Annotated in this window: 21 protein-coding genes, 1 pseudogene and 1 riboswitch; of the genes and pseudogenes, 2 read left to right on the top strand and 20 right to left on the bottom strand. The window is 39.4% G+C overall.

Features of this window, described 5'->3' with window-relative positions:
- On the top strand, nucleotides 1-97 hold a 97-nt coding region (locus QM450_RS09700; RefSeq protein ID WP_174720586.1), incomplete at its 5' end, for an IS3 family transposase.
- 74 nt (nucleotides 98-171) lie between these two features.
- Nucleotides 172-268: riboswitch (purine riboswitch) on the bottom strand.
- Here QM450_RS09700 and guaC read toward each other — a convergent pair.
- From guaC to gyrA, 18 genes and pseudogenes are all read right to left on the bottom strand, one after another.
- A complete protein-coding gene (guaC, locus tag QM450_RS09695) occupies nucleotides 261-1,244 on the bottom strand; it encodes a GMP reductase (RefSeq protein ID WP_414320450.1) in 984 nt (327 codons plus the stop codon). Its footprint overlaps the riboswitch before it by 8 nt.
- A gap of 173 nt (nucleotides 1,245-1,417) precedes the next feature.
- The gene (locus tag QM450_RS09690; protein WP_414320451.1) at nucleotides 1,418-2,761 is read right to left on the bottom strand and encodes an McrC family protein; all 1,344 of its coding nucleotides are present in this window, start codon (nucleotides 2,759-2,761) and stop codon (nucleotides 1,418-1,420) included.
- Nucleotides 2,748-4,687, bottom strand: a pseudogene (locus QM450_RS09685) (McrB family protein). The gene QM450_RS09690 and the pseudogene QM450_RS09685 overlap by 14 nt, the downstream one beginning before the upstream one ends.
- Before the next feature lie 152 nt (nucleotides 4,688-4,839).
- On the bottom strand, nucleotides 4,840-5,619 hold the full coding sequence (locus QM450_RS09680; protein ID WP_414320449.1) for an L-threonylcarbamoyladenylate synthase: 780 nt from the start codon (nucleotides 5,617-5,619) through the stop codon (nucleotides 4,840-4,842).
- Nucleotides 5,620-5,642: 23 nt separating this feature from the next.
- The gene (leuD, locus tag QM450_RS09675; RefSeq protein WP_414320448.1) at nucleotides 5,643-6,236 is read right to left on the bottom strand and encodes a 3-isopropylmalate dehydratase small subunit; all 594 of its coding nucleotides are present in this window, start codon (nucleotides 6,234-6,236) and stop codon (nucleotides 5,643-5,645) included.
- Between the two features lie 9 nt (nucleotides 6,237-6,245).
- Complete coding sequence (gene leuC, locus QM450_RS09670) at nucleotides 6,246-7,628, bottom strand: 3-isopropylmalate dehydratase large subunit (protein WP_414320447.1); 1,383 nt, start codon at nucleotides 7,626-7,628, stop codon at nucleotides 6,246-6,248.
- Nucleotides 7,629-7,631: 3 nt separating this feature from the next.
- Nucleotides 7,632-7,901 carry a DUF1294 domain-containing protein gene (locus tag QM450_RS09665; RefSeq protein ID WP_414320446.1) on the bottom strand — a complete coding sequence of 90 codons (270 nt, stop codon included), beginning with the start codon at nucleotides 7,899-7,901 and terminating at the stop codon, nucleotides 7,632-7,634.
- The gene (gene leuB, locus QM450_RS09660) at nucleotides 7,898-8,935 is read right to left on the bottom strand and encodes a 3-isopropylmalate dehydrogenase (protein ID WP_414320445.1); all 1,038 of its coding nucleotides are present in this window, start codon (nucleotides 8,933-8,935) and stop codon (nucleotides 7,898-7,900) included. The genes QM450_RS09665 and leuB overlap by 4 nt, the downstream gene beginning before the upstream one ends.
- An 11-nt stretch (nucleotides 8,936-8,946) precedes the next feature.
- Entirely contained in the window at nucleotides 8,947-10,509 is a 1,563-nt protein-coding gene (locus QM450_RS09655; protein ID WP_414320444.1) for a 2-isopropylmalate synthase, read from the bottom strand.
- 314 nt (nucleotides 10,510-10,823) lie between these two features.
- Complete coding sequence (locus QM450_RS09650; RefSeq protein ID WP_414320443.1) at nucleotides 10,824-11,480, bottom strand: MmcQ/YjbR family DNA-binding protein; 657 nt, start codon at nucleotides 11,478-11,480, stop codon at nucleotides 10,824-10,826.
- 43 nt (nucleotides 11,481-11,523) lie between these two features.
- Nucleotides 11,524-12,156 carry a copper homeostasis protein CutC gene (locus tag QM450_RS09645; RefSeq protein ID WP_414320442.1) on the bottom strand — a complete coding sequence of 211 codons (633 nt, stop codon included), beginning with the start codon at nucleotides 12,154-12,156 and terminating at the stop codon, nucleotides 11,524-11,526.
- Between the two features lie 93 nt (nucleotides 12,157-12,249).
- On the bottom strand, nucleotides 12,250-12,609 hold the full coding sequence (locus tag QM450_RS09640; protein ID WP_414257659.1) for a YbaN family protein: 360 nt from the start codon (nucleotides 12,607-12,609) through the stop codon (nucleotides 12,250-12,252).
- A 107-nt stretch (nucleotides 12,610-12,716) separates the two neighbouring features.
- Entirely contained in the window at nucleotides 12,717-14,804 is a 2,088-nt protein-coding gene (gene topA / locus QM450_RS09635) for a type I DNA topoisomerase (protein ID WP_414320441.1), read from the bottom strand.
- Nucleotides 14,805-14,922: 118 nt separating this feature from the next.
- Nucleotides 14,923-15,780: a DNA-processing protein DprA gene (gene dprA / locus QM450_RS09630; RefSeq protein ID WP_152904343.1), complete on the bottom strand. Its 858-nt coding sequence runs from the start codon at nucleotides 15,778-15,780 to the stop codon at nucleotides 14,923-14,925.
- A gap of 109 nt (nucleotides 15,781-15,889) precedes the next feature.
- Complete coding sequence (gene dapA / locus QM450_RS09625; protein ID WP_414320440.1) at nucleotides 15,890-16,825, bottom strand: 4-hydroxy-tetrahydrodipicolinate synthase; 936 nt, start codon at nucleotides 16,823-16,825, stop codon at nucleotides 15,890-15,892.
- Between the two features lie 50 nt (nucleotides 16,826-16,875).
- Complete coding sequence (locus QM450_RS09620) at nucleotides 16,876-17,952, bottom strand: aspartate-semialdehyde dehydrogenase (RefSeq protein ID WP_000542499.1); 1,077 nt, start codon at nucleotides 17,950-17,952, stop codon at nucleotides 16,876-16,878.
- A gap of 155 nt (nucleotides 17,953-18,107) precedes the next feature.
- Entirely contained in the window at nucleotides 18,108-18,851 is a 744-nt protein-coding gene (locus QM450_RS09615) for a class A sortase (RefSeq protein WP_153225724.1), read from the bottom strand.
- Nucleotides 18,851-21,319, bottom strand: a complete 2,469-nt coding sequence (gyrA, locus tag QM450_RS09610; protein ID WP_414320439.1) for a DNA gyrase subunit A — start codon at nucleotides 21,317-21,319, stop codon at nucleotides 18,851-18,853. The genes QM450_RS09615 and gyrA overlap by 1 nt, the downstream gene beginning before the upstream one ends.
- Before the next feature lie 193 nt (nucleotides 21,320-21,512).
- Here gyrA and QM450_RS09605 point away from each other — a divergent pair, with 193 nt between their 5' ends.
- On the top strand, nucleotides 21,513-22,499 hold the full coding sequence (locus QM450_RS09605) for an L-lactate dehydrogenase (RefSeq protein ID WP_000176425.1): 987 nt from the start codon (nucleotides 21,513-21,515) through the stop codon (nucleotides 22,497-22,499).
- 56 nt (nucleotides 22,500-22,555) lie between these two features.
- Here QM450_RS09605 and sdbB read toward each other — a convergent pair whose 3' ends face one another.
- Together sdbB and ccdA2 are read right to left on the bottom strand one after the other, a co-directional pair.
- Entirely contained in the window at nucleotides 22,556-23,119 is a 564-nt protein-coding gene (sdbB, locus tag QM450_RS09600; RefSeq protein ID WP_281334903.1) for a thiol-disulfide oxidoreductase-associated lipoprotein SdbB, read from the bottom strand.
- A 12-nt stretch (nucleotides 23,120-23,131) separates the two neighbouring features.
- Nucleotides 23,132-23,839 (bottom strand): thiol-disulfide oxidoreductase-associated membrane protein CcdA2, encoded by a 708-nt coding sequence (ccdA2, locus tag QM450_RS09595; protein ID WP_414313637.1) that lies wholly within the window; start codon nucleotides 23,837-23,839, stop codon nucleotides 23,132-23,134.
- Nucleotides 23,840-24,087 lie beyond the last annotated feature (248 nt).

Genomic DNA, 24,087 nt, shown 5'->3' with positions numbered 1-24,087 from the left:
TATTGTAAACTATATTGATTATTACAACAACAAACGAATTAAGGTAAAACTAAAAGGACTCAGTCCTGTGCAATACAGAACTAAATCCTTTCAATAATTATTTGTCCAACTTTTTGGGGTCAGTACAGTAAGCCTCTAGGAAACAAAGAAATAGATTTAACACCTATCCTTATATCTCTGCAGCTTACTCATTGTTAGGTATTTACGGTACCTTGTAGAAACGCCACGCCAATTCGTGGCATAAATAAGTAATGATTTTTTTAGTGAGCATCTCCATTCCAGATAGAGTTCTTCACAATCACATAATCCACATGTCTAAGATCAGCTACTTTACGACCTCCAGCATAAGAAATCGAACTTTGCAAATCTTGTTCCATCTCTGTTAAGGTATCCTGTAAATGTCCTTTGGCAGGAAGAAGGATTTTCTTACCTTCGACATTCTTATAGGCACCTTTTTGGTATTCTGAAGCTGAACCATAGTATTCTTTGAATTGTTTGCCGTCAACTTCAACTGTTTTACCAGGACTTTCGATATGCCCTGCAAACAGTGAACCAATCATAACCATACTTGCACCAAAGCGGATTGATTTGGCGATATCACCATGTGTACGAATACCACCATCGGCAATAATCGGTTTACGCGCAGCCTTAGCACACCAGCGAAGGGCTGCTAACTGCCAACCTCCAGTACCAAAACCAGTTTTGACCTTAGTAATACAAACCTTACCTGGACCGATTCCGACCTTAGTAGCATCTGCACCAGCATTTTCAAGTTCACGTACAGCTTCTGGAGTTCCAACATTACCAGCGATGACAAAAGTATCAGGTAATTCTTTCTTGATGTGCTGAATCATTGAAATCACGCTGTCTGCATGACCATGAGCAATATCAATGGTGATGTACTCTGGTGCATCAGCCTTTAATTGACTAACAAAGTCATATTCGTAATCTTTAACACCAACAGAGATAGAAGCAATCAAACCTTTCTCATGCATGCGTTTCACAAAGGGAATACGCCCAGCTTCATCAAAACGGTGCATGATGTAGAAATAGCCACCTTTTGCAAGTTGTTCTGCAACATCTTCATCCAAGATCGTCTGCATATTAGAAGGGACAACTGGCAACTTAAAGGTATGTTTCCCCAAGATCACATGTGTATCAGCTTCTGCTCGACTTTGGAGGACACACTTATTTGGGATTAGCTGGATATCTTCATAGTCAAAGATTGGAAATTCGTTTAACATATCGATGTCTCGTTTCTTTTGTAATGACCTACCTATGCTTGCGCATCCCTACGTCTTTTATGACGTTTCCTTAATTAAGTATAAGCCAAAGTACATTTTTTGTCAAATAATTTTGTAAATTAAATTAAAATGTTCGGATTTTCTTGTTTAAATAACAAAAGAAAGAGGAGAGATTATTTTCTCCCCAGTCCCTCATCAATCATTGCTTTAAAAATTTCTTCAGAGTTTTCCATCATTTCACAAAACGCACTATAAGATGAAGCCTTCTGTGGGATTTGGATAGACCACTTCTTCAATTGAGCTCCATAGCCAGCTAGTTTTCCTATTTCACTATTTACTGATCGGTCCATACTAGGAAAAATCAGTCCAGCTTTCTCAGCTTTTAAAATATAAGAATAGGAAATCAACTGAAACAAGTCCTCACGGTTTATTCCTTTTTCAGTATCTTCAAGTTTTTTATATTTAGCATCTAGAACAATCTTTCGTTCTCTATCATAAAAATCTGGGTATACTTTTCGATCACGCCTTTTGCGATTTTCAGTATTTTTATCGTCTAAAAATACTGAGACACCGTCTGTCTTATCCTTATTTCGTGGATGGGTGAAATCTTTTGGCAACAAGGTATAAACATACTCTTCCCAAAGCCAGGCAACATCAAAAAGAATACCATGGATTTTTTGCTCTTGGTATCCTAAACCATGCTTTTCTCTATTTAGGATTATCAGGCAAAGCTCTTGCAATTTTCTGTACTCTCGAAAGTAGGCATGACGAAGAGGTTTGGTTTGATTTAGTCGGATAATCTTAGCACGATCAGCTAATTTATAAGAGGGCGTTACTCGAATAATTTCAGAGACATTTTCACGACTTGTTAATAAATTATCAAGAGCTCCTCCCCCTATGCTTCTCTGATTCTTCATGTATTCAATTGTATGACGGATCAGTTGCATGAGAGGATTATCATAGGTGAACTCTCTCGTTGTGTAGGCAATATTTCCCGTGAAAGGAAGATTTTTCTTGAGATGATTTCCTACATCAATCACTCCCTTAACATGACTGTCGTTATGAGAAAATCTCTGGTATTCCTTATAGAGACCTTTTCGGAGAGTAGCTTGCAAATACTTGGGAAATAGATACATCAAAAGTTGATAGAACTTATCTTCACGCGATAAAGCAACATCTAAACTAGTCAGATTGATATGAAGAACCTTTTGCAAAAGATAATGTAAAAAATAGTCATTACTTTCGTTTGAAAAACGAGAAGAAATGGTTAATCTCTCCTGACCGTAGCCAAGAAATCCAATGATATTTCCTGTCTTTATTTCCCGATTGACAGTTTCTAAGATTTTTTGATCCTTATCTAAGTCCGGAGAATATTCTAGGTCACTTGGAAAAATAAAGATATTATCTTCTTGAGAAAGATTTCCTAATGTTCTATCTAAAAGAAGTTGGCTTATTTTGGGATATTCTGCAATAAAGTCTTCTTTAATAATCTTATGCTGATTATCAGTGATCCGCATTTTCATTTCCATCGCCTTCATTGTTGTCAGTAACTACCTGATTTTTTTGCTCATTGCTTGTCTTGTCAAAGGCCTTTTTCAAATTTGCTATAGTTTCAACTTCCTCGTAAGAACCTCGTAAATAATCTTCCAAGAGTGGTTTCAGATAATCAGACCAGAGTAATTCATAGTCAAAATTCACTTCCTCCAATTTAAGGAAATAACTTGGACCGATATGATAGTGACTATTTAGCTCCTGAAGTTTTTCAATTTCAGCATTCAAGTTTCTTAGACGCGCTTTCGCTTCTTCAGCTTTATCGCCAAGAACATCATCCAGCATTCCTAGTTGACTTTCAGCCGTAACTTCAACAAAACGGAAACGACGACGCATGGCAAAATCAAAGGTATCCACTGATCGGTCAATATCATTCATAGTTCCGATAATATAGACATTTTCAGGGATATAAAACTTGTCATCAGTTTCGTGTAAATTTGCATATTGAGTAGAAACTTCCCCATCTCTGCCACGATAACCAGGATCAATAGAGAAAAAGAGTTCACCAAAGATCTTAGAAATCTCACCTCGGTTAATTTCATCAATGATGAAGACGAATTTTTTGTCAGTGTCAATATCTGTTGGGGAAAGGTAGTCTTTCAGACCAAATCTCTTTCTCAATGTTTCTAGGACAGTTCTTCCACCACTTTTGTAGTATTCTTGCTTATTATAATTTTTATCTTTATACAACTCGTAAACATATTTGCGAGGTATTGACCATCCTGGAACACCACTATCATAATTTACTGACAAATTTTGTCTACTATTAACAGATAAGTAAGATGTTTTTGTTATATACTCTTTTTCTTCAACAACATTTATATATTCTAAGTAAGAATCCCAAGCTTGGTCAAAATTGTCTTGTCCTCCAATCAATTGGGCTTCTTTTGCTTTCTGACAAAAATCTTTAAAAATACCATCCTGTAGCTTAAACTCAATAGCGCCATCCCCATTTGATACCGGTCTTAACCCCTCCACAAAATCTGTATAATCATATGATGGGTGAAACTGCACAAACCCGATTTGGTCTTCGTTGCCATCCGTTAATTCTTTGGCAATTTCTTTAGCAAGATAGGTTTTACCTGTACCAGGAGCACCTCGGAGAATGAGGTTTTTGGATTGTAGTAGAGTTTGACTCAATGGATGATAAACCTTATATTCTAGAGACATTTTTTCTTCTTTCTTTTCTTTTTCGTCTAAAAATTGTGTTGAATATTCAAATAAAATGCTTCCCAACAATGATGGTTCCAACTCAGGATATTTTTGCAATACGAGTTGACAAATCTCATGATTCTGAAGATAAGGCCCCCTTGATTTTTTTGAGGAAGTAGCTTGTTCCAGAATTTCTTTTGACTATTAAGATTTACACTTAAGAAAGGATAGCCTTCAGAATAGATACAAAGTAGTTTTGTGACAACTGCAGAACGCCCAATAAATTCATTCTTTGACTTTTTCATGTCAAAGATAGGATTATTGAAATCTAATTTTCTACCAGCTTGAATGATCTCATACAAATCCGATTTTAATTTGTTAAATCGGTCTTCTAGTTCTGATTTTGGAATGATTTTATTTGCTTGATTCTTATAGCTTTTTGTATCCTCATTCCAATAAATACCAAATTTTGAAGAACCTCCTCCACCAATTCCCATAAATAATGATTGGTACTTCCCTGTCTCAAGAACATAGCAAAAAGAATTACTTGTAGCACCTTTCCCAATAACATAGTCATCAATGGACATGGTTAATAGTTTATCTAGAGGCCACTCCTTAAGAAATTCCTCTCTCAATTCTTCATTTTTCAAACTGTATTGTTTTGCAGATTCTCTTAAATTAATTTCATTTTCTTGATACCAATCATAAAAATCTTCTAAACTAACTCTTCTATCATTCATCAATTAGACTCCTTTTATAATAATGTTCGAATAAAAAACTATATATTTCATATATAGAATATCATATCCTATAAAAAATGAAAAGAATTTCTAAAGAAAAAGCCCAGCGTTAGGAGCTTCAATGTCTCTTAACACTAGACTTCTTTTTTATCTTAGTAATACTCTCCCTGACGATAATCCCATGAGTTAAAGGTATCTGATAGATGCATCATGATTTTATCAATGTCAAGCCCTTTACGAATCACAACTGGCGCTGGTGAAGTTGAGCGTGCTCCACCTTGTTCTGGAATGAGTTTTCCATCTTTATCAACCATAGACACCATCACACCTTGCTCGTAGCGAGTTTCAATCGTTTTGTCAGGTTGGATAGATGCCACATAGTCGTCTGCTTCAATGACAAGGTCCACTGCTCCTTCGATACGTTGACCGATGCCTTCAACCTTACCACGATTTCCTTTTCCTGATGGGTTAGCTGATGAGGCGTAAACCATTTTGCCTTCTTCCCAAAGTTTGGCAGCTAATTGTTCACCAGCTTTACCAAACTTGATAACGAAACAGCTCGTTCCACGTACGTCTGTCATGAGTTCTTCACGGCCATCACCGTATGCTTTCAATTTCTCAAAGGCTTCTGGTTTCCATGGAAGGATACAACCAAGAAGAATGTCTTCATCCCAATGTTTTTGATAGAAGGCTTCAATTTCTGGGTTGAGTTGTGCTAAAGCGCGAAGCTCGTCCATACTACCACAGAGGACTACTCCTGGTTTATTACGATTACGTTCTTTAGCTTCAAATTTACGTTCAAGTCCTGCCTTGTCGCTGGTCATGATGATGTAGCCGACTTTAGTAGGACAAACGATACAGCCGCCCTCACCTTTTAAAATGTCATAGCCTTCTTGTGAAAATGTTCCGTTCCATTGAATGTGTTTTGCCATAATTCTATTTCCTTTTCTATTTTTTATTCTTGCCAGTAGGCTGGTCGTTGTTTTTCATAAGCAGCAATTAAATCTTCATACTGCAAAGTAATTCCAATATCATCCAAACCATTTAAGAGCTTGTGTTTCCACTCACTATCGATTTCAAAGGAGAATTCTCCAATAGATGAGATGATTTTTTGTTGTTCTAAGTCCACAGTTATCTGATCAGTCGGTTTTAGCCGGGCTAATTTTTCTCTAACTTCCCTAGGTTGAACGATGGGCAACATACCATTATTGAGTTCATTATTGTAATGAATATCTCCAAAAGATCCTGCAATCACGACCTTAAAGCCATAGTCTGCTAATGCCCAAGCTGCGTGCTCTCTAGAAGAGCCAGCCCCAAAGTTATCTCCTGTGATGAGAATACTCGCTTTGCGATATTCGGGTCGGTTAAAGACAAAATCTGGATCCTCAGTGTACTTGTCATCTAGATAACGCCAAGCATACATGAGGTACTTACCAAATCCTTTCTTATCAATCAACTTCAGAAACTGCTTGGGGAGGATTTGGTCGGTATCGATATTATCATTCATAAGAGGAACCGTTGTTCCTGTATAGACTGTAAATTTTTCCATATCCTCTCCTTACTGGGCTTCTGGCATTTGCCGAACGTCTACGAAGCGCCCTGCAATTGCTGCCGCAGCAGCCATGGCTGGACTGCAAAGATGAGTTTTAGCACCAAATCCCTGGCGATCTTCAAAGTTACGATTACTAGTTGAGGCGCAGTGAACACCATCTGGTACCTTATCAGGATTCATTCCTAGGCACATGGAGCAACCTGGGTCTCTCCACTCAAAGCCTGCATCTTGGAAAACCTTATCCAAGCCCAACTTTTCAGCAGCTCGCTTGACTGGTCTAGAACCAGGTACCACGATTGCTGTCAGGTTGGGAGCAATTTTCTTCCCTTCGACAAATCGAGCAGCCAGTTGCAAATCGCTAAGTCGAGCATTGGTACAAGAACCTATAAAGACATAGCCAAGTTCGATATCTGCTGGTTTCTGACCTGGGTGTAAATCCATGTAATGATAAGCACGTTCATCATTCATATCCTTTATTTCTGGGAAGCTACTATCAAAATCAACACCCATAGCCGGATTGGTTCCCCAAGTCACCATAGGAGCCAATTCAGAGACATCCATTCGGATAACCTTGTCATAAACGGCATCATCATCACTAACCAGTCTTTTCCAATCAGCCACAGCCTCTTCGAAATTCTCTGGAACACATTCCCGTCCCTTGAGATAGTCATAGGTGGTTTGATCTGGATTCATGATTCCCATCTTAGAGCCAAACTCGATGGACATATTGCAGATGGTCATTCGCTCTTCCATGCTCAGTGCATCAATCGCTTGCCCACGATATTCCACCACATAGCCAACACCACAGGCAACTCCATACTTAGCAATCAAGGCGAGAATATAATCCTTAGAATAAACTCCTTTTTGAGGAACACCTGTAAATTCCACCAGCATTTTCTTGGGTTTGACCTGCCAGAGGGTCTGGGTAGCAAAGACATGCTCGACCTCACTGGTCCCAATCCCAAAGGCGATGGCTCCAAAAGCTCCGTGAGTTGCTGTGTGACTGTCTCCACAGACGATGAATTTTCCTGGTTGTGTCCGTCCTGTTTCTGGACCAACCATGTGAACGATTCCCTGTTTTTCAGAACCGTGGGCCGCATGTTCAATCCCAAACTCCTCAACATTTTCTGCCAACTTATCAATTTGAGCCTTGGATATTACATCTCGAATATCATAAATATTGACAGTCGGAACATTGTGGTCAAAGGTCCCAAATGTTAAATCTGGTCGTCTCAATCTACGCCCTGCATCTCGCAATCCTTGAAAAGCCTGAGGACTGGTCACCTCGTGAATATAGTGTTGATCTACATACATGAGTTGAGGCTGTCCTTCTTCTCCTGTAATCACATGGAGGTCCCATAATTTATCAAAAATCGATTTTCCTGCCATTCATTACCTCCATACAAAATATAAAGCTACTAGTGTAGTCACTGTTCCTAGGAACCAAACCGTTTTAAAGTACCATTTTCTAGTCTTGTGATGAAAGATGATTCCTGCTAACCAGGCACCAAAACCACCACAAGTAAAGGCTAAAATGAGTAAGATTTTCTCTGGGATGCGCCAAGCACCTCTTCTTGCCTTGAATTTGTCAATGCCATAGATCAAGAAAATGATAAGATTCCAAATCAGGAGGGCAAAAGTTATTCCTTCGTTTAGTTTCATAGTCTTTCGATAATGGCTTCTGTCATTTCCTTGGTAGAAGCCTGACCTCCTATATCTCTCGTTAAAATACCAGCCGCCAAACTTGCCTCAACAGCATGCTCGATACGCTCTGCATCCTCATATCGCCCAAAACTGTCTCTCAGCATCATGGCAACTGACAGAATCATGGAAATGGGATTGGCAATGCCTTGACCTGCTATATCAGGTGCTGAACCATGAATGGGTTCATAGAGACTCGGACCATCTTCAGAGTGGCTGGCTGATGGCATAACTCCAAGTGTACCAGATAGAACGCTTGATTCATCTGAGAGAATATCTCCAAAAAGATTCTCTGTCACAATAACATCAAATTTGGCTGGATTTGTAATCATGAGCATGGCAGCCGAGTCGACTAGCTGATGCTCCAGTGCTACATCAGGGAAATCTTTTGCTACTTCATCAGCCACTTTCCTCCAGAGTTTTGAAGTTGCTAATACATTCTGCTTATCAATGCTAGTAACAACTTTATTTCGACCTTTTGCAATTTCGAAAGCCTTGCGTATAATCCGCTCTACTTCCTCATAGCTATAATCGTTGATATCACGCGCTTTTTTCTCTTCAAGGATATGATCACCAAAGTAAATTCCTCCTGTCAACTCACGTACTACTACAAAGTCAACACCAGTTATTCGTTCTTGCTTCAGAGGTGATAAGTTCTTGAGACTCTCAAAGATTTTAACCGGACGAATATTGGCATAGAGATTGAGTTCCTTTCGAAGAGCTAAAAGTCCTTGTTCGGGTCGAACTGGAGCATCATCATACTGAGGACTACCGATTGCAGCGAGTAGAATAGCATCCGCTTCTCTAGCAGCCTTGAGCGTTTCGTCTGGCAAGGGATGTCCTGCAGCATCAATACCCGCCCCTCCAAAAGGTCGTCTGTCAATCTCATAGTCAAAACCTGTTTTTTCAGCTAGAGCTTCCAAAACTTCTAAACCAGCTTCCATGATTTCTGGGCCGATACCATCACCTGCTAGGGCAACTATTTTTCTTGTCATAGCTTTCTCCTTTACACGCTAGGCATGTCGCGATAGGAAACAGTTGTTCCCATCTCACCAGCATTCTCTTTTTGAACAAAGGTATTGGCATTAATGTAGGCAATAGCCGAAGCCTTCAACACATCGAAATCAAGTCCAGCTGCGTTAAAGATAGTCTCTGTATCTCTGTTTTCAACAGTTACCAATACACGTGCCTGGGCATCAATCCCATCAGTTACCGCATCAATCGTATAGGATACCAAGCGAACAGATTGATTAAAGAATTTATCAATAGCATTGAAAATAGCTTCAACAGAACCCTGACCTGTTGCATTAAATTCAACTTTCTCACCATCAAAATTAGCTAATCTAACTGTCGCTTCAAGGTCATTTTCAGAATGGGTTTGAAGTTGCAAGTCATCAAAGTGGAAGCCTTCTGGATTTTCAACCATGGTGCCAGCTACTAGAGCTCGAATATCAGCATCTGTGATTTCTTGCTTCTTGTCTGCCAAGGCCTTGAACTTAGCAAAGAGCGGCTTGATATCTTCGTCTGTAAAGTCTAGAGCCAAATCTCTTAGTTTCTCAACAAAAGCATGGCGACCAGACAATTTACCGAGCGGAAGACTATTACTCTTGACACCAACCAATTCAGGTGTGATGATTTCATAAGTGAGAGGATTTTTAAGAACACCGTCTTGGTGAATACCTGATTCGTGAGAGAAGGCATTTCCTCCAACAACCGCCTTGTTTTTTGGAACTGGAATTCCTGAGAAACGAGAAACCATTTCAGACGTATTGATAGTCTCATTTAGGACAATACTAGTTTCTGCTTGATAGTAATCTTGGCGAATATTGAGGGCAACTGCAATTTCTTCCAAAGCAGCATTCCCAGCTCGTTCTCCAATACCGTTAATGGTTCCTTCAACACGCCCCGCACCATTCTTAACAGCAGAAAGGCTATTGGCAACTGCCATTCCAAGGTCATCGTGACAGTGAGGCGAATAGATAATCTGACGATCAGTTTTAACATTGTCAATCAGATACTTGAAGATATTCCCATATTCCTCTGGTGTGGTAAAACCAACCGTGTCAGGAATATTGATATAGGTTGCACCTGCGTCTACCGCTGTTTGAACGACTTGTAAGAGGAAATCCAGCTCAGTTCTAGTCGCATCTTCAGGAGAGAATTCTACCACTTCAAATTTACTACGTGCATAGGAAACATGCTCTTTAATAGCTTCCAATATTTCTTCTTTACTTTTATTCAACTTAAATTCACGATGAATAGGACTAGTAGCGATAAAAACATGGATTTGTGGATACTTAGCATCCTTAAGTGCTTCATAACAAGCGTCAATATCTGATTTAACAGAGCGAGCTAAACCAGTCACCGCTGTTTTCTTCAAGACTTTTGCGATTTCCTGAACTGCAGTAAATGAGTCTGGACTAGCTGCTGGAAAACCAGCTTCAATTGCCGAAATTCCCCATTTTTCCAGTTGTCTTGCAATGGCAATCTTTTCCTTGATCGAAAAATTAACACCTGGTGTCTGCTCACCATCTCGAAGGCTAGTATCTAGAAATTCAACTGTTCTCATAAGATTTCCCCTTTTCTAAATTCGGTTTTAAAAAAACATCTCGCTCGGAGTTCCAAGCGAGATGTTGATTTACTCCCGCTTGGTAAGCCAAACAGGACTAATGCTTTTGCACTAGCCCGAGTACCTCAACAACAAAGCAAATTGATTAAACTTAGCTGTTTTCATGTTTGACTTTCTCCTTCGTTTGATATCTTGTTTAGTATTTTAGCATAGGAAAAAACACATGTCAAGAAAAAATCCAATATTTTCTGAAAATTTCTTCAGTAAAGAATATTTTGCTAATTGAAAGTGTTTGAAAAATCAAGTAAAACTAGCTATTTTTTCAAAGTCAATTTCCAACTTTTTTCGATCAATTCTAGCACCTCTTCATCTGATAAACTGTCATCAAGTGGCACACTTATCCAATAGCGCTTGTTCATATGAAAGGCTGGATAAATCCCTTTTTTTACCAACAAATCAGATACTTGATCATGTTTGAGATTGACTGCTTCCACTAGTCCTTCTCTCCCCTTTTCAAGCTTATCCCAAGAGATTCTCATCAAAACAGCATACCACTTTTGATTGCTCTCATGGCGCAGAATTGCAGTATCAGGGGATTTCTCCCATAGATATTCCAATTGATTTCCATACTTTTCTTGAACGAGTGCCATGATTCTCTTGGTCTGAGGACAGATAAAATCCTGCACATCAAAACAAGACTTTCGGATTTCATAAAGAACTTCTAAACAAGCCTCTCGAACAGTTCCAACAAACGTACCTCTCATACTGGTCATATGAACTTGAGGATAAAGATCGCCAGTTTCTTGGTCATAAACTTGAAAACTTAAGTCTCCATCCTCAACTGTAACCATCATTAGAAAATCTCCGTGCAAGATAGTCGAACTATGGTTCCATACGCCTTGATTTTCTTCAAATCCATACTCTTTAGCCTTTTTACTATTAAACTGATAAGCTTTAAAAATTTCAAACATAAGCGAAAACTGCTACCAAAAGCTAGCAGTTCCTTTCTATTTATTAAAAAACGACCTTAGTTCCATGTAATTGTGTCACGCCCAGTTGGTCAATAAAGGTTTGACGGTTGTCCATGTCAATTCCTCCACCAGGTAAAATTTCAATTTTTCCTGCAGCGTGTTCTAGAATTCTATGATAGTGAGCAAAACGTTTCTCTAGAGAATCGCCAGATACACCAGCTCGAGTCAGAATGCGTGTCACTCCAGCTTGGCTGAGCCAGTCAATGGCTTCTAACTGATCTTGTTCGCTCAATTCATCAAATGCCATATGGAAAACAATTTCCATACCTTTAGATGCAGCAATCAATTTTTCAAGATTGGCCTTGTCCAACTTCTTATCAGCAGTCAATGCACCAAAGACAACGCCTTGGCTTCCTGCCTGAGCAGTTAGACGAATATCCTCGAGCATAATAGCAATCTCGAGGTCATTGTAGACAAAATCACCACCACGTGGTCGAATCATAGTCATAATGGTCGTATCGTAGTCGGCAGCCAGTTCCACAGCTGCCTTGGTCACTCCGTAGCTTGGAGTTGTTCCACCAACTGATAGATTGTCACAGAGCTCGATGCGACGAGCTCCTGCCTGCATAGCTTTTTCAAGAAAAGTTACATTTTCAGCACAAAATTCGTAAATCATTTGATTCTCCTTGAAGATTAGTTTAAATTTATTATATCATATTATTTCGAATATGTTTTTGTTTTTATCAAGGAAAATCGTTACTTATTAAAGCTATTCTTTATCAGGAATCACCTTAAAAAGATAGTAGGTAATAAAGATGGTTAAACATCCCAAACCGATTTTGACTGGTAAAAGAGGCGCAAAATAAATGGAAATTCCCATCAAGATATAAATCGATACAATAATTTTTTTCTTACGTTCACGCGCAATAGACTTGGTCTCACGAAAGTCCGCCACGTAAGTCTGATAAAGTTTGGTATGATAAAGCCAATCTTCAAAACGCTTGGAACTTCTCGAAAAACAAGCAATAGACAACAAAAGAAAAGGAGTCGTGGGCAACAAGGGCAAGACAACTCCAACAATAGCCAGAGCCAATGATAGAAATCCAATAATCAGATAAAAAATACGCATATCTTCTCCTTACTTAGAATAATCATTTACTAGTTTCCCACAAAGTAAGGAATTTTGTCAAGCCTTTACTAAAAAGAGCCTGAAATTTACTTTCAGGACTCATTATTTTATTTGATTTTTTCTTCTTCGTAATCACCATTGCTACAAACGATCTGCTTACCGCCACCACGGACTTTTTTCTCCACGAGGAAGTTGCCACATTTTGGACAATCTCGGCCAACAGGCTTGTCCCAAGAAGTGAATTCACACTCTGGATAGCGATTGCAACCATAGAAGATACGATTACGCTTGGTTTTTCGTTCAATAATTTGACCTTGATGACAGCTTGGACACTCCACACCAATTTCTTTCACGATTGCTTGTGTATGACGGCAATCTGGGAAATTGCTACAAGCATAAAACTTACCAAAACGACCAAGTTTAATGACCATCGGACTGCCACACTCTTCACAATCAAATCCTGCTGGCTCATCCTTGATTTGGATTTTTTCCATTTTCTCTTCGGCTTTGGCAACCTCTTTAGAGAAGGGTTTATAAAATTCATCAATGACTCGTTGCCACTGCTCTTTTCCAACTTCGACATCATCCAGTTTACCTTCCATTTCAGCTGTAAAGGTTACATTGACGATATCAGGGAAAAATTCAACGATGAGCTTGTTAACAATTTCTCCCAATTCTGTCGGTTCAAAACGCTTGGCTGCCAAACGCACATAATAGCGCTTTTGAATGGTTTCAATTGTAGGTGCATAAGTTGATGGGCGACCGACTCCGTTTTCTTCCAAAGTTTTAATCAGTGTCGCTTCCGAATATCGGGCTGGTGGTTGAGTGAAGTGTTGCTCAGGCTTACTATTGACCTGCTTGACGACATCACCAACTGCCATATCCGGCAACATCTTATTCTTATCTGAATCATTGTAAATAGCCAAGTAACCATCAAATTTAACCTGACTACCATTCGCTGCAAACTGAACTCCATTTTGAGAGAGCTTCACAGCCATGGTATCAAAGATAGCACCCGTCATCTGACTCGCTACAAAGCGATTCCAGATAAGGGTATAAAGCTTAAGTTGGTCTTTGTCTAAGTATTTAGCGATCTTTTCAGGTGTATTAAAGACACTTGATGGGCGGATAGCCTCATGGGCATCCTGTGCACCAGTCGCATTCTTTACCTTGCTGCCATGCTTAGAATACTTACTGCCAAAACGTTCGTTAATGTAGTTTGCAGCTTCATTTTGAGCAACTGGACTGATACGAGTCGAGTCTGTACGCATATAGGTGATCAAACCTTGGACGCCCGTACCAATATTAATCCCTTCATAGAGTTGCTGGGCAACCATCATAGTCTTTCGAGTACGGAAATTGATTTTATTAGCTGCATCCATCTGCATAGTTGAGGTAGTATAAGGGAGTGGAGCGTTACGCTTGCGTTCTTTTTTATCTACCTGATCAACTCTAAAGTCTTTGCTGGATAGATGAGACAAGACTTCTTTGACCTCTTCATTGCTTGTCAATTTCATCTTCTTGCCATTCATTCCATAGAAGGATGCTTGGAATTGCTTAGTCCCCTTTTTGAAGACTCCATCAATAGTCCAATATTCTTCTGGTTGAAATGCATTAATCTCATTTTCACGGTCAATGATTAACTTGAGAGCAACAGACTGAACACGGCCAGCTGACAAGCCCTTTTTGACCTTTTTCCATAAAATTGGTGAAATGGAATAACCTACCAAGCGGTCCAAGACACGACGGGCTTGTTGGGCATCCACCAAATCCATATCAATCTTACGAGGTTCTTTAAAGGCATTTTTTACCGCATCCTTAGTAATCTCGTTGAAAACAACACGGTTAGCATCATTTTCATCTAGATTGAGAATATGAGCTAAATGCCAAGAAATTGCTTCTCCTTCGCGGTCCGGGTCGCTTGCGAGAAAGACTTTATTGGCTTTTTTAGCTTCTTTTTTCAAGTCATTGATCAGAGGACCTTTCCCACGAATATTGATATATTGGGGTTCATAATTATTTTCTACATCGACTGACATACTGGATTTTTTCAAATCACGAATATGACCAACACTGGCTAAAACCTTATAATTTCGACCCAGGTATTTTTCAATCGTTTTAGCCTTTGCAGGCGACTCCACGATTACTAGATTTTTTTTAACTGTTGATTTTTTCTTCTTTGTTGCCGTAGCCACAGTATCACACCTTTTCAAAGTAATAAACTTTATAAAGTGTAAACCATTTTTAAAAACCTGTCAAGACTTAACTCCTATATATAGAAGAAAAGTTTAACCGATAAAACCTTGCTAGTTCTTAAAATTCAAATTCTGCTAGCACATCCTGACCACTTGAAACAAGTTTTGCACCTTCCTGAACCAAGTGATGACAACCATCTGAACGACCATCTAGAATACTACCTGGAATGGCAAAGACATCTCTTCCTTCTTCCATAGCTCGCTCACAGGTAATCAAACTACCCGATCTCATCTTTGCCTCAGCAACAATGACACCCATACATAGACCAGCAATAATCCTATTTCGTGCTGGAAAATGATATTTCAAGGGTTCTTCGCCAGGTCCATACTCACTCAGGAGCAAATGATATTCACCGATGTAGTCCTGCAGTCGTTTATTAGAACGTGGATAGTAAACATCCAAGCCAGTCCCAATGACTGCAATGGTTTTTCCACCACCTTGAAGAATAGACATATGCGCTGCAGTATCAATCCCTCTAGCAAGCCCACTCACAATCACCAGCTCATTCTCCAGTTCTTCAATAACCTTACGGACCGATTTTGTTCCTGTTTGACTACAAGAGCGACTGCCTACAACTGCAATCTTAGGTAACTTTAAGAGATTTAAATCGCCCTTATAAAATAACAATACTGGAGCATCATAGATTTCACTGAGAGCAAAGGGATAGACATCGTCCAGAATTGAAAATGAGGGAAATTTTTCAAAGTCACTTCTTAATCGCTCCATGCTTTCAAAGGTGAGTTTATGGTAACGTTCCATAAAAACCACTGGATTTCGACACTCAGATGCTTCTGCTATCGTTTCTAGGGTTAATTCTTGATCATAGATTTCTCCATATTGAAGTACCTTTAAAACCTGTTGATTACTTAAACCTGCTTGTTTCAACTTATAAATCTCAAAATTATCAATCTTAATCTTCATGATAGACTCCTTGTTTTTCTCTCTATCTATTTATTCGTAGAAAAAGAAAAAAACTTCCCAACAATTTTACTTGTTTAGGAAGTTTCTATTTTTATTTGTTATGTTAGTAATCAGGACGAAGAACTCCAGTGACAGTTGCCTTGGTTGCTTCGTAATCCCCATCAATAACAACCTTGATAATGCGTTTAGCATCCTCTTCAGGCGTAGGAACCAAAGGTAGACGAGTTGGCCCTGCTTCGAATCCCATATAGTTGAGTACCGCCTTAACAGGCGCCGGACTTGGGTAAGAGAAGAGAGCATTAACTTTAGGAATAAATTTACGTTGAATAGCTGCCGCTTTCTTCATATCACTTTCTTCGATTGCAGTGAACATTTCATGCATCTCATCCCCATTTGTGTGGGAAGCAACAGAGATAACTCCGTCTGCACCTAGATTCATAGCATGGAAAGCATCACCATCTTCACCAGTGTATACCAAAAACTCTTCTGGTTTATGCTCAATCAAGTAAGCCATATTGGCAAGACTGGTACATTCTTTGACACCAATAATATTTGGATGTTCCGCCAAACGAAGTAAGGTATCTGGAGTCATTTCAACAACTACACGACCTGGAATGTTATAGATAATGATAGGTAAATCAGAAGCATCTGCAATAGCTTTAAAGTGTTGATACATACCTTCTTGGGATGGTTTGTTATAGTAAGGAACAATCGCAAGACCAGCCGCAAAACCGCCAAACTCTGCTACCTCTTTGACAAACTCAATAGAGTCACGTGTATCATTGGTACCAACACCAGCGATTAAAGGAACTCGGTCATTGACAACCTTTTGAACAGCCGCAAACAACTGCAACTCCTCATCGTGAGTTAGAGTCGGACTCTCAGCAGTTGTTCCTGCTAGGAGAATTCCGTCTGTATGATGTGCTAATAAATGTTCAATCAACTTTGGAATGGCATCGAAATTGATAGAGCCATCTTCATGAAAAGGAGTAATAAAGGCCGTGATAATTTTACAATCTTTTAAATCTTGATAAGACATACAAAACACCTCTTTATTTTAAAGAAGGAGTTCAAATGAACTCCTACACATTATTTCAATTCAAATTTTAATTCAGCTGTTGGGCGTACTAGACCACGTTCATGTAAAGTCTCAGCGATTTGAACTGAGTTCCAAGCAGCACCTTTAAGAAGGTTATCAGAAACTACCCACATATGAATACCTTTTTCTGCATCCAAATCTTTACGGATACGTCCAACGAAAGTATCACGTGAACCAACAGCATTAACTGCTTGAGGATAGATTTGGTGAGCAACATCATCTTCAAGAACTGCACCTGGGAAGGCAGCAATAGCTGCTTTCACTTCTTCGATTGGTGCTACTTCTTTTGTTTCAATATAGACTGACTCAGAGTGAGCTGACAAAACTGGAATACGTACACATGTTGCTGATACGGCAATGCTATCGTCTTCCATGATTTTCTTGGTTTCATTCGTCATCTTCATCTCTTCGTAAGTGTAGTCATTGTCAGTGAAGACGTCAATTTGCGGAAGAGCGTTGAAGGCGATTGGATAGTGTTTCTTATCGCCACCTGAAGGTAGGATTTCCGCATGCAAATCACGTGGATTTACGCCATCATTCAAGACTTCACGAAGCTCACGTTGGGTTTCAAGAATTGCTCCCATACCAGCACCTGAAACAGCTTGGTAAGTTGAAACGATAATACGGTCCAATCCCCATTTTTGACGAACAGGCTCAAGAGCCACCATCATTTGAATTGTTGAACAGTTAGGACAAGAGATGATTCCGTTGTGAGCATCAAGGGCGTGGGCATTCACTTCAGGAACAACCAATGGTACATCTGGATTTTGACGAAAATAAGATGTGTTATCTACGACGACTGCACCTGCCTTAACAGCATAAGGTGCGTATTTTGCAGAAGTTGATCCACCAGCTGAGAAAAGAGCAATATCAACCCCTTCAAAAGCGTCTTCTGTTGTTTCTTCGATGGTCACATCTTGACCTTTGAATTGCAAGACCTTTCCTGCAGAACGTGCAGACGCAAGGTAACGAATCTTATCGATTGGAAGAGTTGATTCTTCCAACATTTTGATCATTTGAGCACCAACGGCACCTGTAGCACCGACAACAGCAACTGTGTATCCCATAACAAACCTCTTTCGGAATTTTCTAAAAATTTCTATAATAGAAACATTATACTACTTTTTACCAAAATTGAAAAGTCTTTTTCCTATCTATTTTCTGAAATCGACAAGAAAAAGGTTCGCTATTACTAGCAAACCTTTTTTATTAATCTTATCTCTTAATATCTTTGCTTATAAGGCTTATTAAAGGCTTCTAAGATATCTGATGGAGTTTCTGCATAAGGTTTCACTTCTTTGAAATCTCCCTTCACGATAATCCGTTCTGTAGCATTGTAGTCTACACAGGTTACCAAGGTAATTTCTTTGATTCCCTCACGGTCTTCTATTTCATCAACGCGGTCAGGTGTAACGTGTTTGACTTCACGAATGACATAGGTATAAACCTTTTCCTTATCAGTCAAATAAATTTTCATCCCTTCTTTGGCATTGACCAAAGGTGAAAAGAGCATCTGACTGGCATTTTCAGCTGTAAAAATATGGTGACTAGCGAGAGAATAATTTCCTTCCCCCATTTTTTGATTTGGTTTCATGGTTCCTGCCCCATAGAACAAGTTCACATTATCCAAGCCTTTAAAGATAGGTAGGTTAATCTCTACTTCAGGAATCGCAATTCCACCAATAACAGGAAGTTGTTGGGCATCCCACTGGGAGGATAAAACCGCTTCAGATGAGATTGCCTTTACTGAATCGAAATCAAAATTTCCTTCTGTGTCCTGATTTTCTTCTAATTTTTCTTTTGATACCTGACTAACTTGGTACTTATTAGTATTCCAAACCATAAAGATATCACGGATTTTAGCATTAAAAATCAAAGCGATTGATAGCAGTATCAGAAATCCTGCCAATATATTGATCAACAGATTTTTTCGTTTATTTTTCTTTTTATTGATTTTTTTAGACATTATGCTTCACTTTCTGTTTCCTGTTCTGCCCCAACTTCTTCTTTTTCTGCTGCTGCAACACTTGTAAAAGTCACAATCTTAGCATCCTGATCTAGACGCATCACTTTTACTCCCATAGTTGAACGTCCCGTTTGTGAAATATTGGCAACATTGGTTCGAATCATAACACCTGTGTCAGTGATAATCATCAGATCTTCGTCCCCTTTTACTGTTAAGAGACCAGCCAGAGGACCATTTTTCTCGGTAACATTAGCTGTTTTCATTCCTTTACCAGCACGACCTTTTGTTGGGTATTCAGTCGCAACTGTGCGCTTACCGTATCCTTTCTCAGTAATGATAAGGACTTCGTCTTGGTCAGTAATCACCCTTGCTCCAACTACAGCATCACCTTCACGAAGATTTACCCCTTTAACACCAGTGGCGATACGACTCATACTACGAACTGAAGACTGATTGAAACGAACGGCATAACCTAATCTGGTTCCGATGATGATATCTGTGTCTTTTTCAGTTAGTAAGACATTAATCAACTCGTCCTCGTCTTTCAGATTCAAGGCTTTGAGCCCATTTTGGCGAATGTTAGCAAATTCTTTGACACTAGTTCTTTTGACAATACCTGCTCGAGTTGTAAAGAAGAGATAGGCATCATCACTACGTTCTGATTCAACATTAATAATGGTTTGAATGCTTTCACCTTCATCCAGTTTCAAAAGATTGACAACTGGCAAACCTTTGGCTGTACGACCGTATTCTGGAATTTCATATCCCTTAAGACGATAAACACGTCCTTTATTAGTAAAGAATAGCAAATGATCGTGAGTGCTGGTTGAAACCAATTCACGCACAAAGTCATCGTCCTTAACTCCAGTTCCTTGAACGCCACGTCCACCACGTTTTTGAGCTGTAAATTCGTCTTGGTCCAAACGTTTGATATAACCTTTATTTGATAGAGTGATAAGGACATCAGACTCTTCAATCAAGTCTTCATCTTCAAGAGTCAAGACTTCACCAACCATCAACTCAGTACGACGTGGATCGCCAAACTTACGTTTGACCTCATCCAATTCTTCCTTGATGATTTGCGCTACACGTTCTGGTTTTTCAAGAATGTCTGCCAAGTCAGCAATCAAAGCAATAAGCTCATCATATTCTGACTGAATCTTGTCACGTTCCAAACCTGTCAAACGACGAAGACGCATATCGAGAATTGCTTGACTTTGACGTTCAGATAACTTGAACTTGCTCATCAATTCAGCTTGGGCTTCTGCATCCGTTTCACTGGCACGGATGATACGAATAACTTCGTCGATGTGGTCCAGAGCAATCAACAAACCTTCCAAGATATGTGCACGCGCTTCAGCTTTTTCTTTATCAAATTGAGTACGACGAGTCACCACTTCTTTTTGGTGCTCAATATAAGCATCCAAGATTTGACGAAGAGAGAGAATCTTAGGTACACCATTCTGGATAGCTAGCATGTTGAATCCAAAACTAGTTTGCATTTGAGTCATCTTGAACAAGTTGTTCAAAATAACATTGGCTGACGCATCACGCTTCACCTCAATTACGAAGCGAACTCCCTCACGGTTTGATTCATCACGAACAGCTGTAATTCCTTCGATACGTTTTTCTTGAACTAAACGCACAATATGCTCATGGACTTTAGTCTTGTTGACCATGTATGGAAATTCTGTTACAACGATACGTTCGCGACCAGTCTTAGTTTCTTCGATTTCAGTACGAGAACGAAGCACAATCGATCCTTTACCAGTTTCGTAGGCCTTATGAATACCTGATTTCCCCATAACAAGGGCACCAGTTGGGAAATCTGGACCAGGAAGAACTTCCATTAATTCCTTAGTTGTGACTTCTGGATTATCCATGACCAACTTCACTGCATCAATGGTTTCACCCAAGTTATGTGGTGGAATATTGGTCGCCATACCAACAGCGATACCTGTAGCTCCATTGACCAAAAGATTTGGAAAACGAGCTGGTAAAACAACAGGTTCACGTTCATTGGCATCATAGTTATCAACAAAATCAACTGTATTTTTATTGATGTCACGAAGCATCTCAAGTGCAATCTTGCTCATACGCGCTTCAGTATAACGCTGAGCTGCGGCACCATCACCATCCATGGAACCAAAGTTCCCATGTCCATCTACAAGCATGTAACGGTAACTCCACCATTGCGCCATACGAACCATAGCTTCGTAGATAGATGAGTCACCGTGCGGGTGGTATTTACCCATGACATCCCCTGTAATACGGGCAGATTTCTTATGAGGTTTATCTGGTGTCACACCCAATTCGTTCATACCGTATAGAATACGACGATGAACTGGTTTCAACCCATCTCGAACATCAGGAAGGGCCCGCGATACGATAACACTCATGGCGTAGTCGATAAAGCTGGTCTTCATCTCCTTTGTCAGATTGACATTCACTAAATTTTTATCTTGCATTAACAAATGCCTCATTTCACTATTAGTAACTAGATATATTATACCATAGTTTGACCTAGATTTCAGTCTTCCAATCCGACTAAAACGTTTACATGGCCAAGTGGATGTTATATCCGTGACAAAGCTATTTAAAAGTGATAGAATGAAACTAAACGGGGGAAGCCCTTAAAAAATGAAGGAGATGTTTAGACAAATGACATTAACTAAACAACACAAAAAAGTTATCCTTGTCGGTGACGGTGCCGTAGGATCATCATACGCTTTTGCTCTTGTTAACCAAGGAATTGCACAAGAACTTGGTATCATTGAAATTCCTCAATTGTTTGAAAAAGCTGTTGGTGATGCTGAAGACCTTAGCCACGCGCTTGCTTTTACTTCACCTAAGAAAATTTATGCAGCTAAGTATGAAGACTGTGCGGACGCTGACCTTGTAGTTATCACTGCTGGTGCTCCACAAAAACCAGGTGAAACTCGTCTTGACCTTGTTGGTAAAAACCTTGCTATCAACAAATCAATCGTTGAACAAGTTGTTGCTTCTGGTTTCGACGGTATCTTCCTTGTTGCAGCTAACCCAGTTGACGTTTTGACTTACTCAACTTGGAAATTCTCAGGTTTCCCTAAAGAACGTGTTATCGGTTCAGGTACTTCACTTGACTCAGCTCGTTTCCGTCAAGCACTTGCTGAAAAAATCGGCGTTGATGCTCGTTCAGTTCACGCCTACATCATGGGTGAACACGGTGACTCTGAGTTTGCCGTTTGGTCACACGCAAACGTTGCCGGTGTAAAATTGGAACAATGGTTGCAAGCTAACCGTGACTTGGATGAAGCGGACCTTGTAGAACTCTTCATCTCAGTTCGTGATGCTGCTTACTCAATCATCAACAAAAAAGGTGCAACATACTACGGTATCGCAGTAGCCCTTGCTCGTATCACAAAAGCTATCCTTGATGATGAAAATGCTGTTCTTCCACTTTCAGTATTCCAAGAAGGTCAATACGGAGTTGAAAACGTCTTTATCGGTCAACCAGCTATCGTTGGTGCACACGGTATTGTTCGTCCAGTTAACATCCCATTGAACGATGCTGAAACTCAAAAAATGCAAGCTTCAGCAAAAGAATTGCAAGCTATTATTGATGAAGCTTGGAAAAACCCTGAATTCCAAGCAGCTTCAAAAAACTAATTTATGTTATAAAAATGTCTAGACGATTTGTCTAGACATTTTTATATTTCATTACTTTATTTCATTTGAGCAAAAGCTGCTTCTGCATCTGCATTACTAATCGCACCTAATTGAATCTTAGCAATTTTACCCTGTGAATCAATTAGATACTCTGTAGGGATACTTCGAATTTGATAGGCTTGAAAAACAGCTCCTTTTGTATCATATAAAACGGGGATATCTTTATAACCTTGTTCTTCAAACCACTTTGGAAATTGATCTACAGTTTTTTCACCTTGAAGCCCTGGCGCAATGACAGATAAAATTTCGAAACCACGATCTTCCTTAGCAGCAAGCTCCATCAATTCTGGCATACTCTTCTTGCATGGTCCACACCAAGATGCCCAAAATTTAAGATAAACTTTTTTACCTTTAAAATCAGATAATTTCACTTCTTTTCCATCCATAGATTGAAGGGTGAAATCAGGTGCTTCTGCTCCAATTGCTACTTGCTTCACAGTTGTTTGCTGCTGTGTCTTAGTCGTTGGATTTTCTTGACTTGATTTTTTCTCTTCCTTGCCACAAGCAATCAGAAGAAAGAGAGACAAGAAACTAAGTCCAAAATAGATAATTTTTTTCATAGATAACTCCTTTTATCCTAATATTCCAGATAAAACATTTAACTGTCCCAACATTAATAAAATTCCCATGAGAACGATCAATAAACCACCAATTTTCTTCAATAAAAGTATGTGGGATTTGATTCTACTAAAATAAGGCATGACAAGGCCTGACGCCAAGGCCAGAACTAAAAATGGAAGTGCCATTCCGAGAGTGTAAATGAGGGTTAATAAGGCCCCCTGAAGAGCTCCATTTCCTCCTGAGGCAGCCAGTGCTAAAACAGAACTTAAAACTGGACCTATACATGGAGTCCAGCCAAAGCTGAAGCTGATACCCAGTAAAAAGGCCGAGAGATATTTACTAGACTGTTTTTGCTTAAATGTTACTGTTTTTTGTACCTCTAATTTTTGTAGATGAAGAATTTCCATCTGATGCAATCCCAGTATGATAATCATGATTCCCATGACATAACGGAACCAGTCAGCATAAAGTAAATTCCCAAGGAATCCTGCTCCAAATCCAAGAATAAAGAAAATGAGAGAGATACCAGTAATGAAACAGAGGGTACGAATCAATCCTGACCAGGCAACGTCTTTACCCAAAAAACGAAATGTCTTTGACTTCTCTTGATCATCTAGCAGAACACCTGCGTAGACTGGTAACAAGGGAAAGATACAGGGAGAAAAGAATGACAAGACCCCGGCTATAAAGACAGAAATAAAAAATAAAATACTTTCCAATTAAGAACCTTCTTTCATATAGTCATCTTTTATTTTACTATAAAAGAAAACGTTTGTAAGATATCTGCTACGTAAATTTATTTTCAACTTGAAAGAATCAAAAAAAGGAGCTCCGCTCCTTTCAGATTGAAGACAAAGTCCTTGGAAGTCAAGTTTCTAAGGGCTTTTCTTTGTGTAAAGTCGTATAATAGAGGTAAGAAGAGTTGTGAGGTGTTCCCTATGTTTCACAAAGAAAAACCTGACTATAA

The organism is Streptococcus infantis, assembly GCF_047464615.1.
Classification (GTDB): domain Bacteria; phylum Bacillota; class Bacilli; order Lactobacillales; family Streptococcaceae; genus Streptococcus; species Streptococcus infantis_Y.
This window is presented reverse-complemented; position numbering and strand designations above follow the sequence as displayed.

What these genes read in the sequence shown, in the direction of transcription:
- QM450_RS09640 (WP_414257659.1), bottom strand. Translation starts at nt 12,609, where the DNA reads ATGCGTATTTTTTATCTGATTATTGGATTTCTATCATTGGCTCTGGCT.
- QM450_RS09645 (WP_414320442.1), bottom strand. Translation starts at nt 12,156, where the DNA reads ATGATTTACGAATTTTGTGCTGAAAATGTAACTTTTCTTGAAAAAGCT.
- leuC (WP_414320447.1), bottom strand. Translation starts at nt 7,628, where the DNA reads ATGGCAGGAAAATCGATTTTTGATAAATTATGGGACCTCCATGTGATT.
- gyrA (WP_414320439.1), bottom strand. Translation starts at nt 21,319, where the DNA reads ATGCAAGATAAAAATTTAGTGAATGTCAATCTGACAAAGGAGATGAAG.
- dapA (WP_414320440.1), bottom strand. Translation starts at nt 16,825, where the DNA reads ATGTCTTATCAAGATTTAAAAGATTGTAAAATTATCACGGCCTTTATT.
- QM450_RS09650 (WP_414320443.1), bottom strand. Translation starts at nt 11,480, where the DNA reads ATGTTTGAAATTTTTAAAGCTTATCAGTTTAATAGTAAAAAGGCTAAA.
- QM450_RS09615 (WP_153225724.1), bottom strand. Translation starts at nt 18,851, where the DNA reads ATGTCTAAAAAAATCAATAAAAAGAAAAATAAACGAAAAAATCTGTTG.
- guaC (WP_414320450.1), bottom strand. Translation starts at nt 1,244, where the DNA reads ATGTTAAACGAATTTCCAATCTTTGACTATGAAGATATCCAGCTAATC.
- leuB (WP_414320445.1), bottom strand. Translation starts at nt 8,935, where the DNA reads ATGACAAGAAAAATAGTTGCCCTAGCAGGTGATGGTATCGGCCCAGAA.
- QM450_RS09680 (WP_414320449.1), bottom strand. Translation starts at nt 5,619, where the DNA reads ATGGCAAAACACATTCAATGGAACGGAACATTTTCACAAGAAGGCTAT.
- QM450_RS09620 (WP_000542499.1), bottom strand. Translation starts at nt 17,952, where the DNA reads ATGGGATACACAGTTGCTGTTGTCGGTGCTACAGGTGCCGTTGGTGCT.
- QM450_RS09665 (WP_414320446.1), bottom strand. Translation starts at nt 7,901, where the DNA reads ATGAAACTAAACGAAGGAATAACTTTTGCCCTCCTGATTTGGAATCTT.
- sdbB (WP_281334903.1), bottom strand. Translation starts at nt 23,119, where the DNA reads ATGAAAAAAATTATCTATTTTGGACTTAGTTTCTTGTCTCTCTTTCTT.
- QM450_RS09605 (WP_000176425.1), top strand. Translation starts at nt 21,513, where the DNA reads ATGACATTAACTAAACAACACAAAAAAGTTATCCTTGTCGGTGACGGT.
- leuD (WP_414320448.1), bottom strand. Translation starts at nt 6,236, where the DNA reads ATGGAAAAATTTACAGTCTATACAGGAACAACGGTTCCTCTTATGAAT.
- QM450_RS09690 (WP_414320451.1), bottom strand. Translation starts at nt 2,761, where the DNA reads ATGCGGATCACTGATAATCAGCATAAGATTATTAAAGAAGACTTTATT.
- QM450_RS09655 (WP_414320444.1), bottom strand. Translation starts at nt 10,509, where the DNA reads ATGAGAACAGTTGAATTTCTAGATACTAGCCTTCGAGATGGTGAGCAG.